Origin of the sequence: Streptomyces odontomachi, from assembly GCF_024435355.1 — a bacterium.
In the GTDB taxonomy this organism is placed as follows: domain Bacteria; phylum Actinomycetota; class Actinomycetes; order Streptomycetales; family Streptomycetaceae; genus Streptomyces; species Streptomyces odontomachi.
This window is the reverse complement of the sequence record NZ_JAMJWG010000015.1, coordinates 106332-120552: the sequence shown is the minus strand read 5'-3', so window position 1 is coordinate 120552 and position 14221 is coordinate 106332. Positions and strand designations below refer to the sequence as shown.

Genomic DNA, 14221 nt, shown 5'->3' with positions numbered 1-14221 from the left:
GGGCGCCGTCAGCGCAGCGCGTCCGCGACTTCCCGTGCCGCGTCGACCACGCGGGCGCCGACCCGCTCGGGCACCGCGTCCGACAGCATCACGACGCCCACGCTGCCCTCTATCCCGCTCACCCCGACCAGGGGCGCCGCCGCACCGCTGGCGCCGGCCTCCAGCTCGCCGTAGGTCAGCGTGTAGCCGGGGTCCGTCAGCAGGCCCTGCCGGGCGGCGAGGATGGCGCGCCCGGCGGCGCCCCGGTCGAGCGGATGCCGGAAGCCGGTGCGGTAGGCGACGTGGTAGTCCGTCCAGGTCGGCTCCACGACGGCGACGGCGAGCGCTTCCGTGCCGTCCACCAGCGTCAGGTGGGCGGTGGCGCCTATGTCCTCGGCCAGCGACCGCAGCGCGGGCAACGCGGCCTCGCGGACCAGCGGATGCACCTGGCGGCCGAGCCGCAGCACGCCGAGCCCGACCCGGGCGCGGCCACCGAGGTCACGGCGTACCAGGGCGTGCTGTTCGAGGGTGGCCAGCAGTCGGTAGACCACGGTGCGGTTCACACCGAGCTTGGTCGACAGCTCGGTGACGGTCAGCCCGTGGTCGGTGTCGGCGAGCAGCTTGAGGACCCGCAGGCCCCGATCGAGCGTCTGGGAGGTCTCCGCGGTCACGACTCCCACTCCTTCGATGGTGAGGGTCAGCGGCCCCCCGGGTGGGATGCGCGGCGCCGGTCCCGTCGGCGACGCGCGTCGTGAGGCCGCCGGAAGGTCAACGACCCGGGCCCTGCCAGAGCTGCCCTGCCCCAGTCGCTTAGCACCGGCTGCGCTCCGCGGCGACCCTGCCACGGGGCGTGTACGTAGCGGGGACAGTAGCGACCCGGTTCGCTCAGCGGAAGACTCCGTCCAGAATCCGGGCACGACACCGGGTGCACTGCCGGTGATTGCCCCGGAATGCGCGTCGATGGAACGTCGAACGACGCCCGGTCCACCGATACCCGGAGCCGGCGCGCGACCCGCCCCCGAGCGGCGCTCCCCGCCGACTTCGCCGGATCGAACTGCCCCGTGCCGACCGGGCGTTGTCAGTGCCGGGCCCTACGGTGCCGTCCATGGGCATAGACGAGCTGGACGGAATCGACGTGATGGCGACCGACCCGTACGCGGACGGCACCGGCCCCGGCGCCGACGCCTACTCCCCCATCCCGGAGTTGAACTTGCTCAAGGAGTTCGACGACGGCCTCCAGGGCGCCGGGTTCTCGGAGGGGTTCGAGTTCTACGCGTACGACTGGCAGGACGCCGGTCTCGTGGAATGGCTGGGCCTTTCGAAGCTGCGCGACCGGGATCCGGAGCGGCTCCGGTTCCTCTCCGACCTCATCCCGTTCGCCCAGGCCACCGGCTCCGGCTCGTTCTACACGCTGTGGCGGTGCGACGACCGCGCCGACCTGGCGACGCTGCCCGTCGTGCGGTGGGGCGACGAGGGCGACCTCGACGTGGTCGCCTGCGGCCTGCGGGACCTCTTCCGGCTGCTGGCGCTGGACAGCGAGTGGTATCTCGACGCCGACCAGGTGGAGGAGCACTGCGGTGGCCATGAGGCCTATCTGGCCTGGCTGGAGCGGACCTTCGGCCTCACCGCACCCGAGTCGCCCGACCCCGTCACGGAGGCGGCCGAGGACGCGTACGGCGCGCGTTTCCTGCGCTGGCTGATCCCCCATATGCCCGAGGACATAGCGGAGTCCTACCGCGAGGACCTGGCGGCGCTGGAGGCGGGGCGGTAGGGACGGCAAGGGCGGTAGGGACGGCAGGGGCAGCACGAGCGGTAACGGCGCCACGGCGGCGGGCCCGCGGGCGACGAACCCGGACGGACGCGACGGCGCCGGCCGGACGCGGGGGCGCCGAGGCCCTCACTTCATCCGCGTGGCCCACTCCCGCACCTTGGCCATCCGCTGCCGGATCTGGCCCGGCGTCGCCTCCGCGCTCGGCGGGCCACCGCACACCCGGCGCAGCTCCGTGTGGATCACGCCATGCGGCTTGCCGCTCTGGTGAACGTAGGCGCTGACCAGCGTGTTCAGCTCTTTCCTGAGCTCCATCAGCTCCTTGTGGCTGACCACGGGGCGCCGCTCGGCGGGCAGTTCGAGCAGATCGGCCTCCTCGGCGGGCCGCTTGCGGCTGTGCGCGATCTGCCGGGCCTGCCGCTTCTGGAGCAGCATCTGCACCTGGTCCGGCTCCAGCAGTCCCGGAATGCCCAGGTAGTCCTGCTCCTCGTCGCTCCCGGGGTGCGCCTGCATGCCGAACTCGGCACCGTCGTACAGCACCCGGTCGAAGACCGCGTCGGACTCCAGCGCCTCGAAGGGCAGCATGTCCTGCTCGCCGTCGGGCTCGTCCTGCTCCCTGTTGGCCTCGGCGAGCTCCTTCTCGGACTCGACGTACGGGTCCTCGTCGGCGCCCTCCTTCTTGGGCTTGTCCAGGACGTGGTCCCGCTCGACCTCCATCTCGTTGGCGAACCCCAGCAGGTCGGGGATGGTCGGCAGGAACACGGACGCGGTCTCGCCGCGCCGCCGCGACCGCACGAAACGGCCCACCGCCTGGGCGAAGAACAGCGGCGTGGAGATCGTCGTGGCGTACACCCCGACCGCGAGCCGCGGCACGTCGACGCCTTCCGACACCATCCGCACGGCCACCATCCACCGGTCGTCGCCCTCGCTGAACTCGTCGATCCGGTGGGACGCCCCGGAGTCGTCGGAGAGCACGACGGTCGCCTTCTGCCCGGTCACCTCGCGCAGCAGCTTCGCGTACGCACGTGCCGAGTCCTGGTCGGAGGCGATGACGAGGCCGCCCGCGTCCGGGATCCCCTTGCGCACCTCGGTCAGCCGGCGGTCGGCCGCCGACAGCACGTTCGGCATCCAGTCGCCGGCCGGGTCGAGTGCGGTGCGCCAGGCCTGCGAGACGGCGTCCTTGGTCATCGGCTCGCCGAGCCGTGCGGCGATCTCGTCGCCCGCCTTGGTGCGCCAGCGCATGTTGCCGCTGTAGCTGAGGAAGATCACCGGCCGCACGACGCCGTCGTGCAGCGCGCTGCCGTACCCGTAGGTGTAGTCGGCCGCGGACCGCCGGATGCCGTCCTGGCCCTCCTCGTACGCGACGAACGGGATCGGGTTGGTGTCGGAGCGGAACGGCGTACCGGTGAGCGCGAGCCGCCGGGTGGCGGGTTCGAACGCCTCCAGGCAGGCCTCGCCCCACGACTTGGAGTCACCGGCGTGGTGGATCTCGTCCAGGATCACGAGGGTCTTGCGCTGCTCGACGCGGTTGCGGTGCAGCATCGGCCGCACTCCGACGCCGGCGTACGTCACGGCCACCCCGTGGTAGTCCCGCGCGAGCGGCCCGGCGCTGTACTCCGGGTCCAGCTTGATCCCGATCCGGGCGGCGGCCTCGGCCCACTGCTTCTTCAGGTGCTCGGTCGGCGCGACGACCGTCACCTGCTGGACCACGTGGTGGTGCAGCAGCCAGGAGGCGAGCGTCAGCGCGAACGTCGTCTTGCCGGCGCCCGGCGTCGCCACCGCCAGGTAGTCACGCGGCTGCGTCTGGATGTACCGGTCCATCGCACCCTGCTGCCAGGCCCGCAGCTTGCCGGCGGTGCCCCAGGGAGCACGACCGGGAAAGGCGGGCGACAGGTGGTGCGAATGCGAGGACTGCCCCGAAGCGGACGGGGAGTGCCCCGAAGGGGACGCAGGGGAGGACGGGGAGGAGGTACTGATACTCACGGTCTCCGGTTCGGATCGCTCGACACGGCCACGGCCAGGTACGCCACTGGGGCGACCCGGTCACTTTATCGGGCGGGCCGTCGGCCACTCGGTGGACGACGCATCGCTTGGGTGGGACGAGACGCACGTCACTGTCCGGGGCACTGGCCATCCGGGCTCCGATGGCCGCGCGTTCATCGACCCCGCAGCCGGGTGGCCACCCACGCCCCCACCACCGCGACCGCTGCCATCGGCAGGAAGACGGCGAGGAAGGCGGCCGGGTGGGAGCTGGTCGCGGCGGCCGTGGCAGCCGCCCCGGCCTGGTCGGCCGCGGTGTCGGCGCCTCCACCGTCCCCCGCGCCGCCGGTGCCCGCCACCGAGCCACCGCCGAGCGCGGCGAACGCGGCGCCGCCCGCGGCCAGCAGCAGCGTGTTGGACAGGCCGTCGGAGATCTGCAACGCCGCCGAGTTCGCCCCCGCCTCCCGCCGCGGCGACAGCCTGAGCAGCAACACGCTCGTGGACGAGATGACCAGGCCCATCCCGAAGCAGCCGAAGGCCCAGGCGACGGCCACGATCCACACCGGCACGGCGTCCAGCAGCACCCCCGGCACCACCACGATGGCGAGGGCGACGAGGATCATGCCCGCCGTCATGAGCCGTTCCCGGTGCGGTTCGGTACGGGGCCTGGACTGGAGGAAGCTGCCCAGATACCAGGTCGCCCCGCCCACGGCCAGCGAGAGACCGGCCAGCGTCGGCGACAGCCCGCGCTGGGTGACCAGCATCAACGGCACGAAGGACTCCGCGGCGGTGAACGACCCGGCGGCGAGCCCCCGCAGCAGGACGACGCTGGGCAGCCCGCGCGCCGCCCGGTAGGTGCCGCGCGGCAGCAGCCCGAGCACGGCAGGCACCAGCAGCGCCGCACCGACGACCAGCGGCGGCACGGAACGCCAACTCAGGTCCTGGGCGGCGTACTGCACCGTGCCGGCGCCCAGCGAGACGGCGAGCGCGAGACGGATGCGACGACGGTCACCGCTCTTTCCGGCCCGCCGCGCCCGGCCCGCCGACCGCCCTTCACCGGCCTGCCACCCCTTGTCGGCCCGCCGCCCCTCGACGGCCTCTCGCCCCTCGACGGCCTCTCGCCCCTCGTCAGCCTGTCGCCCTTCGTCGGCCGGCCTCTCGTCCACCGGCCTCTCGACGGCCCGTCGCCCCTCGACGGCCCGTCGCCCTTCGTCGGCCGGCCTCTCGTCCACCGGCCTCTCGTCGGGCACCCCCTTGCCGGCCGGCCTGTCTTCCGCTTCCGGCCGGTCTTCCTGTGCCGCTTCCTGCCGGTTCTCCTCTTCCGCCGCCTCTGCCGGCCCGGCGGCACGCCGCCTGATCTGCGGCAGCGCAAGCGCCAGCGGAAGCACCACCAGGACGGGTATGCCGAGGAAGACCCAGCGCCAGCCCAGCTGTTCGGTCACCGTTCCGGCGATCAGCGGGCCCACGATGGACGGCACCACCCACCCCGCCGCGAACCCCGCCATGATCGCTGGACGCAGCCGTTCCGGATATGCGCGCCCCACCACCACGTACAGCGAGACGATGACCAGCCCGGCGCCGAGCCCTTGCACCGCCCTGCCCGCCACGAACACCCACATCGTGCCCGCCGTCCCGGCCACCACGAGACCGGCGGCGAACCCCCCGATCCCTACCCCCAGCGGCACCAGCGGACCCCGTCGATCGGCCCACTGGCCCGCGTAGACCATGCCGAACAGGCTGGTGGTGAAGAACCCGGAGAACGCGAACGCATACAGCGACACGCCGTGCAGCTCACGCGCCGCGACCGGCATCGCGGTCCCCACGGCGGTCGCCTCGAAGGCGATCACCAGGATGACGGAGACGACCCCGAGGCTGAGGGCGAGGTAGGGGCTGCTCAGGACGCCTATCGCCGGGTCCGCGTCCCCCGCGGCGGGGGCATCGGATGCGTCCGGGCCACCGGAACGAGGACGTGCGGCGGTCCCACCGGGATGCTCCCCGGAACCCTCGACGGCGCGGGAGACGTCTACGGTGCTGGCGTCGGCGCCGGCTGGTTCGGGGAGGCTCATAAAGGCCCAGCGTAAGGGGCGTCCAGCCGGATGGCCCCTGTCCCAGGGGCCAGACCGGTTGGGACTTCGGTCCTACGTCCTCGCCGCAACGACGGACAACGATCCAGACGACGACAGACGACGACAGACAACGACACACATACTGAACGGGGGCATGAGGGTATGGCGACGGAGCCACTGCGACCAGGGGACCCGGATCGGGTGGGCCGCTACCGGCTGCTCGGCCGGCTCGGTGCTGGCGGCATGGGTCAGGTCTTCCTCGGCCGTTCCGCGGGCGGCCGGCCGGTGGCGGTGAAGCTGGTCCACGCGGAGTACGGGGCCGACCGGGCGTTCCGTGACAGGTTCGCCCGGGAGGTGGAGGCGGCCCGGCGGGTGGGCGGCTTCTTCACCGCCCAGGTCGTGGACGCCGACCCGCTCGCCGATCGCCCCTGGCTGGTCAGCGCCTACGTTCCGGGCCCCTCGTTACAGACCTCGGTCGCCGAGCACGGCCCGCTGCCCCCCGCCGCACTCCGCGTGCTGGCGGCCGGACTGGCCGAGGGCCTGGCCGCCATCCACGCCTGCGGCCTGGTACATCGCGACCTGAAGCCGAGCAACGTCATCATGGCCTCCGACGGACCGCGGATCATCGACTTCGGCATCGTCCGTGCCCTGGAGGCCACCACGCTGACGGTGTCCGGGTTCGTCGCCGGGACCCCGGCGTTCATGTCGCCCGAGCAGGCACGCGGCGGCACCGACATCACCCCCGCCAGCGATGTGTTCGCGCTCGGCTCCGTACTGGCCTTCGCCGCGACCGGCGCCGCCCCGTTCGGTACCGGCCAGCCGGCCGCCGTGCTGTACCGCATCGTCGAGCAGGACCCCGACCTGTCGTCCCTCTCCCACGTCGACACCGAGTTGTGCCGCCTGGTCACCGCCTGCCTGGCCAAGGACCCGTCGGCCCGTCCGACCATGAACACGCTCGTGGACGACTTCGCCGCGTTCACGGACGTCGGACGGGACGGGGGCGAGGACGGGTCGGGATTCGTCGGTGAATGGGAGGGCCGGACCCTCATGGAGTCGACGCAGCCGGCGGAGCCGACGGAGACCGTGGACACGACCGTGGACACCAGGGAGTCCCCGACGGCCACGGAGCCTGAGACCGACCGCACCGGTGCGGCCGGCGGGTCTCCCCCCGCTCCCCAACGCCGCCGCGGCCTCGCCTGGCTGATCCCCACGCGCCGCCGCAAGCCCCCGGCCCCATCCGTCCCGAGCACCCGCCCCCAGTCCGTCGAGCAGGGCTGGAACGGCCTCCCGTGGGGCGCGACCACCGCCGACTTCCAGGCGCGGTTCCCGGACGCCGCACAACAGAACGGCGAGTGGTGGGTCACCGGCCGCGGCCCCGAGCCCTTCTGCGGCCTCACCATGGACACCCAGTACGGCTTCAACTCCCGTGGCCGCCTCTACCTGGTCGTCTTCTATCCCGAGGTCGAGGACCGCGAACGCCTCCCGGTGGCCGCACTGGAGACATTCGGCGCACCCGACAACAAGTCGACCCGCTGGACGCGGGGGAAGGTGATCGTCGACGTCAAGATCGCAGGCGTGGCCGCCAGCCTCACCCACCGGGGCTACGACGACGACTGAGGACCCCACGGCCACTGCTGCCGTAGCGCCCATGAACGGAGTATGGCAGTCATGTTGCAGCCACTTCCGCGGTCTTGAGGGCGGGTGAGAGCCCCCGTACTCTCGATGAACGAAAGCACGTTGGCCGTGTGCCCGAGTGGCTTAGGGACTCGTCTGCAAAGCGAGTTACGCGGGTTCGATCCCCGCCGCGGCCTCTTACGCCTTTACCGGGCGAAACGAAAAAGGGCGGCACCCCTGAAGGGTGTCGCCCTTTCGGCTGTGACTCCCGGTTTCCGTGTCGGTCGGAGAGCTTCCCGGTGTCAACCGGGGCAACGAACGCAACCGGGAAGTAGGAGTTCCCGGAGTTCGTGACGGTCCCGTCCGAAGGATTTCCCCGATTCAGCAAATCTGCGCTTTCTCTTTTCAACCACGGGCGTTCAACCACGGGCGCTCAACCCCGGGCGTTCGACCACGGGCGCCCGTCGGTGCGGCGAACGACAGCGGCGCCCGCCTCACCCGCCCGTCTGCACCACCGCCGCCTGGGGGCGGATGGGGAGCCGGTTGACCGGGCGTCCGGTGGCCGCTCGTACCGCGGCGGCGACTGCTGCCGGGGCCGTGACGACCGGGACCGCGCTGGCCGCCTTGGCGCCGAACGGGGCGACCACGTCGCGTTCCTCGATGAGCCTGACGATGCGGATGGCGGGCGCGTCGAGCGCGGTCGGCAGGGCGTAGCCGGTCAGGTCGGGGCGGCGCACGAAGCCGCGCGGGGTGCGCAGGTTCTCGGTGAGGGCCGCGCCGATGCCCTGGGTGACGCCCGCCTCGATGCGGGCCCGTAGCCGTGCCGGGTTGAGCACCCGGCCGACGTCCTGGGCGACCGCGAGTTCCACGACGCGTACGGCGCCGAGCTCTATGTCGACGTCGACGACCGCGCGGATGGCGCAGAACGCGAGGCCCACGAAGGCGTCTCCCTGGCCGGCGGAGTCCAGGGGTTCGGTGGGGTGCGGGCGGCACTGGGCGGTGGCCCACAGCTCACGGCCGTCCAGCGCCTCGGCGACGGTGGTGGAGAGCACACCGTCATATGAGGTGATCTTGCCGTCGGCGATCTGGAGCAGCTCGGTCGACATGCCGAACTTGTGGGCCAGGGGTTGCAGGAGCTGGGTGCGGACCATCTTCGCCGCGCGCTCCACGGCGCCACCCGACACCCAGGTGTGCCGGCCGCGGCAACTGGGACCCGCCGGAGGCTGGTCGGTGTCGACGGGGGCCACGTGCACCTCGTCGACGCCGAGGGTCTCCTGGACGATCTGGCGGGCGAGGGTGGCGAAGCCCTGACCGGTCTCGACGGCGGCGCAGATGACCGTGGCGACGCCGTCCTGGACCTTCACGGTGGCCGTGGAGACCTCGTCGGCGCCCTCGGCGCCGAGCATGTGCACCATCCCCAGGCCGTAGCCGACGCCGCGCCGTACGGCGCCGGGATCGCCGGCGCCCTCGGGGCCGCCCGGCAGCAGCCACTCGTCTTCGGGCGTGTCCCTGGGGAGCGGCGGCAGGGGCTCCTCGCGCACGGCGGTGAGCAGGTCGGCCACCGGTGCGGGGCAGGTGACCGTCTGGCCGGTGGGCAGCAGGTCACCGGTGGCCATCACGTTGCGCAAGCGCAGCTCGGTCGGGTCCATGCCCAGTTTCCGGGCGAGCTTGTCCATCTGGGCCTCGTACGCGGCGCACACCTGCATGGCGCCCTCGCCGCGTACATGGCCGGACGGCGGGTTGTTCGTGCGGACCGCCCAGCCTTCGATGAACGCGTTCGGGACGACGTACGGGCCGCAGGCGAAGGAGACGGCGGCGGCGAGCGCTTCGGAGGAGGTGTCGGCGTAGGCGCCGGCGTCCAGCAGGATCTGCGCCTCGATCTTCACCAGGCGGCCCTCGGCGTCCGCGTGGTGGCGGTAACGCAGCAGGGTCGGGTGGCGGTGGGCATGGCCGAGGAAGGACTCCTCGCGGGTGGCGGTGAGCTTGACCGGGCGGTCCGTCTTGAGGGCCAGCAGGCCGAGGGGGAGCTGGAACCCGGGGTCCTCGCGGTCGGCGGTGGCGCCGGGCACGCCGGTGACGACGACCTTGACCTGCTCGGTGTCGAGGCCGTAGCAGGCGGCGGCACGGTCGCGGTCGCCGTGCGGGTCGGTGGAGGCCACGTACAGCTCCACGCCGCCGTCGGGGCGCGGCACCGCGAGACCGGCCTCGGCGCCGATCGGTGCGGGGTCCTGGCGGCCGATGCGGTACAGGCCCTCCACGACGATCTCGCCGGCGGCTTCGGCGTCGCCGTGCTGGAGCGGGATGTGGCGGATGAGGTTGCCGTCCGGGTGCAGCGGCTCGGCCTCGAAGGCCTGCTCGGGGTCGGTCACCGGGTCGAGCAGCTCGTACTCGACGATGATCGCCGCCGCCGCCATCCGGGCGGTGTCCGGGTGGTCGGCGGCGACCGCTGCGATGGGTTCGCCGTGGTGGCGCACGACTTCGGAGGCGAACACGGGGCGGTCCGCGGGACCACGCCCGTAGGAGGACGCTCCCGGCACGTCCTCATGGGTGACGACGGCGCGTACGCCGGGCATCGTGCGCGCCTGCGAGGTGTCGATGGACACGATCCGGGCGTGCGGGTGCGGTGAGCGCAGCAGGGCCGCCCAGAGCAGCCCTTCCGCCCACAGGTCGGCCGCGTACGGGAAGGTGCCCTCGGTCTTGGCCTGCGCGTCCGAAGGCGGCAGGGAGGCGCCGAGGCCGTGCGGTATCGGCTCGGGGCGTGCGGGCGGCGGTGTGGGGGTCGCGGTGGCGCCGCCTTCGTTGCTCACGCCCGGCCTCCGTCGTCGTATCCGTCGTCCTCGTACGAAACCTGGTCATAGGGAGCCGCGTAGGGAGCGGCGTCCCGGTAGGGAGCCTGGGTGGTGCGCGCCGCGTACGCCACGGAGGAACTCACGCCGCCCGCGCCGGGGCTCGCCTGGTGGGGAATCCGGGCCCCGGAGGTGTCGGTGTCCTCGTCGTCCTCCGGGTCCGCCCCGTCCGAGTCGGTGGCCCGTCGCTCGCCGACGACCCTGCGGACGGCGTCCAGGACGCCACGGTACCCGGAGCAGCGGCACAGGTTGCCGGCGAGCGCATGGCGGGTCTCCAGGTCGGTGGGGTCGGGGTTGCCGTCAAGGAGGTGGTGCACGGTCATCGCCATGCCGGGGACGCAGAAGCCGCACTGCACGGCGCCGCATTCGGCGAGTGCGCGCTGCACGTCGGACGGCTGCCCGTCCGCGGCCAGGCCCTCCACCGTACGGACGTCGCTGCCCGCGGTGATGGCCGCGGGAACCAGGCAGGACGCCACCAGGCGGCCGTCCACCTGGACGTTGCAGGCGCCGCACTCGCCCTGCGAGCAGCCGTCCTTGGCGCCCGCCAGGCCGAGCCGCTCGCGCAGCACGTAGAGCAGCGACTCTCCGACCCAGGCGTCCGTGACGGGCCGGTCGGTGCCGTTGACCCGCAGGACGTAGGAGCCGAGGGGGTGTTCGTCACCGACGAACACGACCTCCTCGCCCAGGTCGTCGGCGTCGCTCCCGGTGACCTGGCCGCCGCCGGGCCGCTCGCCCTGCCCGTCGTCGTGCGCACCGTCGGGCCGGTCGTCCTGCCCGCGGTGCGGCCCGGTGCTCTCCTCGTCGCCCCGGCCGCCGTCGAGCCCGTCCGGGGCGTACTGCGCCGCCTCCTGCCCGGCCGGGTCGTCCTGGGCCCCGGCAGCGGCCTCCAGGCGCTGTTCCGAGCGCTGTTCCGGGAACCCGGCGGGCTCCTCGGAGTGCGCCTGAGCGAGTTCGTCGGGGGCGGTGGCTTCGGCGACGGCGTCGCCGGAAGCGTCCTGGGGTGCGCCGGAGCCGGGGTCGACGTCCTCGAGGGGCGGGACGGAGCCGGGCTCGTCGGGCGCCGCCTCGGACGGCTCCGGGAAGGTCTCGTCGGGCCCTGCGGACAGCGGCCGGCCGTCGCCGTCGGCGAGGCCGCCGCCGGCAGCGGCTTCCTGGGAAGCGTGCGGAGCGCCCGGCTGCGGGGTCGCCTCGGGGGCGTCCGTGTCGGTGCCCGGTCCTTCCTGGGCGGGCCGGTCCTGCTGGTTCGCCGGGGACGGCTGCCGGCCGTCACGCGCCGGCCGCCTCCGGCCTGCCGTCTCCGGTACGTGGCCCTTGGGCAACTCTTCGGGAAGCGGCTCCTGGACGCGGGTGTCCTGGAGCGGGCGGCGGGTCGGGCGGCGCTTGCGCGGCGCTCGGGGCGGCGCGGCCTCGAACGGGGCGTTTCCGGCCGCGGCCTGCGCGGCGTGCGGTCCGGCGTCACCGGGTGATCCGGTGTCGGCGTGCGGTGCGGCGGGCGGCGGGCCCAGGTAGATGTCCTCGTCGTCGCCGTCCTGGGCGCCCGGCTGCTCGCCGAACGGCGCCTGGCCGCCGTCGTCCGCGAACTGCCCCTGGGACGCATCCGGGGCCGCCCCCGGCGCACCCTCGTCGGGCAGGCCCTCCTGCTCCGAGAACTGCTCCGGCGGGTACGCAGCGTGCTCCGGGGGGAACGGCTGGTCCTGGAACGACGGCTCCGGGAACGGCCCTTCCCGGAAGGGCTGGTCATGGAAGGCCTGGTCCTGGCCGTGCTGTTCCTGGAAGGCGGACCCCTGGAACCGTTCTTCCGAGAACTGCTCCTCCTCGACCTGCCCCGGCGCCGCCTGGTGCGGGCCCGCGGCCTGCTCGGGGTAGGAGTGCACGGGGTGCTGCCCGGACTCGTCGTGGTACGCGGCCTGCTCGCCGGATTCGTCCCGGTACTCCGCCGGGTAATCCGGCCCGGGCCGGCCCGCGCGCTGCACGCGTACGCCCTGCTGCATGCGGTGGGCCTGGGTGGGCTCCTGCGGGGTCGGTTCGTCGTGGGACGGCTGGGCGGGGTCCCAGGGCCCCGCCTGGGAGCCGGTCGCCCAGGGCGCCGTCGCGCCGCCGGGCAGGGTCGCGGGCGGCACGCCGCCCCACTGCGCGGCCAGTACCGAGGTGGTGAACTCTCCGGTCTCGTCGGGCAGGTCGCCCTGCGCGAGGGGGATGGACCAGCCCCCTTGGGTGTCGGCAGCGCCGCCCTCCGGATCCGCTCCGGTGCCGTCGCCGTGGCCGGCGGGCGCCACCCCGGGGTCCCCGGGTGCGTCGTCGAAGTGCCAAGGTCCCCCGGTGCCCTCGGAGCCGGTGCCGTGGGCGCCGGCCGGGCCAGGGGTCTGCGTCATGCCCGGGTCGTAGCCGTAGGGGTCCTGGAAGGACGGGCCGGCGCCGGGGTCCCCGGGGTTCGGGGAGGTGTCGTGCGACGGGTGCCCGTTCGGGTCGGGCCAGTGCACGGCGCCCTGCCGGGTCGGGTCGGCGTGCTCGGCGCCGGGGTGGCCGCCGGCCGGTACGCCCGGCCCGCCGGACATCCCCCACACGCCGGTGCCGGCCGGGTCGGCGGAGTCGCCGGCGGCCGGGTTGACGGTGATGGGCGGCGGTACGTACCCGTGCCCGGGCGCGGCGAGCGGGGACTCGGCGTCCGGGTAGCCGCCCGTGAGCTCGTCGGGGAGCTCGACGAAGCCGGTGGCGTCCTCGTACTCGCCGGGTGCGATGGGCTCCCAGGCGCCCGGAGTGCCCGGTGCGCCGCGGTGCTGGTCGTCGGTCATGACAGCGCCCTCCCCAGTGCTCGTCGGGCCAGCGCGGCGACGGTGCGCCGCCGGTGCAGTACGCCGGGCGGCAGTTGCTGGGGCGTGCCGTCCTCGGCGGGTGCCGGGTCGGGGATGCAGGCCGCGGCGACGTATTCACCGAAGGCGTGCAGTGCCTCGGGCACCACCGTACGGCCGTTGTCCCAGTCGATGAGCGAGGCGATCCACTGTTCGGCCTCCAGGGGCCGCAGCGGCATCGGGGCGACGGCGCCGACGGCACAGCGCACGGCGCGCCGTGCGGGGTCGAGCACCAGCGCCACCGAGGCGATCGCGCGGCCGGGGCCGGTTCGCCCTGTCGCCTTGAGGAAGACCTGGGGGGCGTGCAGCAGGGGGACGCGTACATGGCCGATGAGCTCGCCCCCGCGCAGCAGGTCCATGCCGGCGAGCAGATGGGAGACGGGGATCTCGCGCCGCCCGCCTTCGGGGCCGGCGATGATCAGGGTGGCTTCGAGTGCGGCGAGCACCGGCAGGGTGTCGCCGGTCGGCGCGGAGGTGACGATGTTCCCGCCGAGCGTGCCGGCGTTGCGGATCTGGGGCGGTCCGGCGGCGCGCGCGGCGGCGGCCAGTGCGGGGATCAGCGCGGCGAAGTCGGGACGGCCGATGCGGGCGTGCGTGAGGCCGGCGCCCAGCAGGGCGTCCCCGTCCAGGTACTGCCAGCCGCGGATCTCGCTGATCCTGCCGAGGCCGACGAGCGCTGCGGGCCGCAACAGGCCCGCGTTGACCGCCGCCATGAGGTCCGTACCGCCTGCGACGGGCACGGCGGCGGGCACGGCGGCGAGCGCCGCCACGGCCTCGTCCAGCGTGACAGGCAGACTCACCGTCGGTGTCGATGCTGTCTGCGCCGCCTGCGGTGCGTGCGTGGTCAAACCGGCTGCCCCTTCCCGCTGTCCCGCCTGCTCTGCCTGCTGGGGGTGCACGCCGTACGGTACGTGCCGACAGGCCGGACGAGCCAAACTCTGGCACATGTTCCCGGGTCGCCGATGCATGGGTCCGCTAGGAGGCGTTCCTCCGCTAAGTGGCGAGATGGACCGTTTTCCCACCTCCTCGGCGCTCAGGGCGTAATACCGGACTGCGACGGATGTGTGGTGACTTTTCGGTTGCGTGCCACACCGCCACGGTCTCAGGGGTGGCGGTGGT

At 73.6% G+C, this 14221-nt stretch carries 8 protein-coding genes and 1 tRNA gene; 3 read left to right on the top strand and 6 right to left on the bottom strand.

Going from position 1 to position 14221, the window contains the following annotated elements:
* Window positions 1-8: 8 nt before the first annotated feature.
* The gene (locus tag NQO67_RS27895; RefSeq protein WP_255953045.1) at window positions 9-650 is read right to left on the bottom strand and encodes an IclR family transcriptional regulator; all 642 of its coding nucleotides are present in this window, start codon (window positions 648-650) and stop codon (window positions 9-11) included.
* A 434-nt stretch (window positions 651-1084) separates the two neighbouring features.
* Here NQO67_RS27895 and NQO67_RS27890 point away from each other — a divergent pair, with 434 nt between their 5' ends.
* Entirely contained in the window at window positions 1085-1750 is a 666-nt protein-coding gene (locus tag NQO67_RS27890; RefSeq protein WP_255953044.1) for a hypothetical protein, read from the top strand.
* Between the two features lie 126 nt (window positions 1751-1876).
* Here NQO67_RS27890 and NQO67_RS27885 read toward each other — a convergent pair whose 3' ends face one another.
* Together NQO67_RS27885 and NQO67_RS27880 are read right to left on the bottom strand one after the other, a co-directional pair.
* Window positions 1877-3640, bottom strand: a complete 1764-nt coding sequence (locus tag NQO67_RS27885) for a DEAD/DEAH box helicase (RefSeq protein WP_255953162.1) — start codon at window positions 3638-3640, stop codon at window positions 1877-1879.
* A 263-nt stretch (window positions 3641-3903) separates the two neighbouring features.
* Window positions 3904-5793, bottom strand: coding sequence for an MFS transporter (locus NQO67_RS27880; protein WP_255953043.1), 1890 nt, complete (start codon window positions 5791-5793; stop codon window positions 3904-3906).
* Between the two features lie 162 nt (window positions 5794-5955).
* On the opposite strand from NQO67_RS27880, the gene NQO67_RS44365 reads away from it, so the two are divergent.
* Both NQO67_RS44365 and NQO67_RS27870 read left to right on the top strand, forming a co-directional pair.
* The gene (locus tag NQO67_RS44365) at window positions 5956-7410 is read left to right on the top strand and encodes a serine/threonine-protein kinase (RefSeq protein ID WP_308295706.1); all 1455 of its coding nucleotides are present in this window, start codon (window positions 5956-5958) and stop codon (window positions 7408-7410) included.
* A 122-nt stretch (window positions 7411-7532) separates the two neighbouring features.
* A tRNA-Cys gene (locus NQO67_RS27870) sits at window positions 7533-7604 on the top strand.
* A gap of 297 nt (window positions 7605-7901) precedes the next feature.
* On the opposite strand, the gene NQO67_RS27865 is transcribed toward NQO67_RS27870, so the two are convergent.
* From NQO67_RS27865 to NQO67_RS27855, 3 genes are read right to left on the bottom strand one after another with little or no spacing between them, the layout of a single operon-like run.
* Entirely contained in the window at window positions 7902-10214 is a 2313-nt protein-coding gene (locus NQO67_RS27865; RefSeq protein ID WP_255953042.1) for a xanthine dehydrogenase family protein molybdopterin-binding subunit, read from the bottom strand.
* Window positions 10211-13045 (bottom strand): 2Fe-2S iron-sulfur cluster-binding protein, encoded by a 2835-nt coding sequence (locus NQO67_RS27860; protein ID WP_255953041.1) that lies wholly within the window; start codon window positions 13043-13045, stop codon window positions 10211-10213. Before NQO67_RS27860 ends, NQO67_RS27865 begins: the two co-directional genes overlap by 4 nt.
* A complete protein-coding gene (locus tag NQO67_RS27855) occupies window positions 13042-13950 on the bottom strand; it encodes an FAD binding domain-containing protein (protein WP_255953040.1) in 909 nt (302 codons plus the stop codon). Before NQO67_RS27855 ends, NQO67_RS27860 begins: the two co-directional genes overlap by 4 nt.
* Window positions 13951-14221 lie beyond the last annotated feature (271 nt).